General features: G+C 56.9%; 1 protein-coding gene and 1 pseudogene. Both read right to left on the bottom strand.

Features of this window, described 5'->3' with window-relative positions:
• Positions 1-89 precede the first annotated feature (89 nt).
• Positions 90-1,463, bottom strand: coding sequence for an aspartate aminotransferase family protein (locus EBE87_RS28135; RefSeq protein WP_199708200.1), 1,374 nt, complete (start codon positions 1,461-1,463; stop codon positions 90-92).
• A gap of 417 nt (positions 1,464-1,880) precedes the next feature.
• A pseudogene (locus EBE87_RS30215) lies at positions 1,881-2,153 on the bottom strand (hypothetical protein); the annotation flags it as partial.

Raw genomic sequence — 2,153 nt, 5'->3', positions numbered from 1 at the left:
CTATGGCCGCTGCGCCCACACCTTCATGTCCGCCATCTGCCTCGCAGCCGCCGCCCTCTTCCGGATCAATGAGGCCTGAACCTGGCTTCCTAGCTGGCTTTCATCGCATGACCTGCAAGCGCCTTCCCTAGAGACCATGCGGCGCCCGGAACGCGATGGCTGTCGGATACTGCTGCCTCGAAAGCACGCTCGATCCAGTCACAATCGGCGTCCGAGATAACTAAAGGCGGGAGTAGCTTGATAGTGTGGCTCGCATGGCCAGAAACCTGGCTGAGGATCTTATGCTCCTTGAACAAGGGCAGAGTGATTAGCTGGCAAAAGAGACCAACGTTCACTGCCTCGATCATATTCCATGCAGCTCTTAGCTTCATGGACTGTGGCCGACCGAACTCAATGCCGATCATCAGTCCTTTGCCGCGAACATCCTTTACGAACTCATGGCGCCCAATCATGCCTTTGAAGAAAGCAAGCAACCGCTCGCCCTGACGAGCGGCGTTTCCAATGCAATCTTCTGCCTCGAGTGCTTCAAGCGTCGCTAGCCCGGCCGCCATGGCAAGGTCGTTCTTTGAGAACGTTGAGCCGTGCACCACAGCACGATCCATCCGGTTGAAGATCTTGTCAAAGATCCATTTGCGTGTGAGCACCGCCCCGACCGGTATGTGCCCGCCCGAGAGAGCTTTGGCGAGAAGTACCATATCGGGCTCCACGCCCCAGTGTTCGACTGCTAGAAAGCGGCCTGTCCGGCCCAGTCCAGTTTGAATTTCGTCTGCGACGAGGAGAGTGCCATATTTTTTGCAGAGAGTCGCAGCGGCTGCCAAGTAGCCATCAGAAGGTATATGGACTCCTTTTCCCTGGATTGGCTCAACAATAAAGGCTGCCATGCCGCGTGTGGAGAGCACCTGTTCAAGGGCACCCAAGTTATCGAATGGCACCGCCACGCAGTCAGGCAACATCGGCTCGAAGCCGGCTCGAAAGTTGGTGTCTCCATTTAAGGATAGGGCTCCATAAGTCAGTCCGTGGAAGGCGTGCTCGGCAAAAACTATGCCCGGCCTGCCCGTCGCGCCTCGTGCGAACTTGATCGCCGCTTCCACTGCCTCCGCACCAGAATTGGCAAAGAAAGCATTGCCGAGATAAGGCGCATAACGTAGCAGTCGCTCAGCAAGTATCCCGGCAAGGATAGAGACATCCATCTGAACAAGATTAGGGAGATCGGCATCAAGGACAGCCTTGAGAGCTTTGCGTACTGCGGCATGATTGCGACCAAGCGCGAAAACGCCGAACCCGCTCAGAAGATCAAGATACTGCTGGTCCTCGCGATCATAGAGATAGGGGCCCTGTCCGCGCTTGAAGCCGACGTCATAGCCAATCGCCTTCAACATGCGCACCATCTGTTCGTTCAGATGCCGCGAATGCAGTAAATACCGTTCAGCCTCTCGCTCCGAAATCATGGAGGTGATATTCATTTCTTCCCCGCCATACATTGATCTTCTCCTTTCTGACACTGTGCAACTCGACCATGATTGGTAGAAGGTCAAGAGGTAAAGGATTCGGGTTCTTATCCTCTATGGATAGATGTATGGCCCTAAATTAGACTAGATAAGTCTTTATTGGAGGCTGGTTGGACACGAGATCGGGATAAAAGGGTGGCTGGCGGGGCAGCTGCTATTCCAACGGCCTGTCGAGACTAGGTTGAAGCGCCTGATGTGGACCCTGATTAGGTTCAGGCCTCATTGATCCAGGAGAGGACAGTGGCTGCGAGGCAGATGGCAGACATGAAGGTGTGGGCGCATCGGCCATAGCGCATGGCGATGCGGCGGTCCAAGGCAGTGCCGCGAACCCTTGAGCCTGCCGAACATGTTTTCGATGCGGCGCCGCTGGCGCTAGAGCTTCCTGTCATGCGGGATGCGCCGCTTGCGGCCACGGCGTGACGGCATACAGGCTTCGGTGCCGCGGGCGGTCAGGGCCTGACGGCAGCGATCGCTCATCTGACCTTTGGAGAGCCGCATGACAAGTGGACGACCCTGCCCGTCCGGGGCCATGTGCGGCTTGGAGTTCAGGCCGCCCCCGGTGGGGACTGTCAGGAATTTCGTGTGTGGCGGGGCATAGTAGGGAAGAAGGAGACCCCCTATGGCCCGACGGAAAGAGCCGCGGAT

This window comes from Teichococcus wenyumeiae (assembly GCF_003696345.1).
Lineage (GTDB): Bacteria > Pseudomonadota > Alphaproteobacteria > Acetobacterales > Acetobacteraceae > Pseudoroseomonas > Pseudoroseomonas wenyumeiae.
The sequence above is the reverse complement of the archived record's forward strand: the minus strand, read 5'-3'. Positions and strand labels throughout refer to the sequence as shown.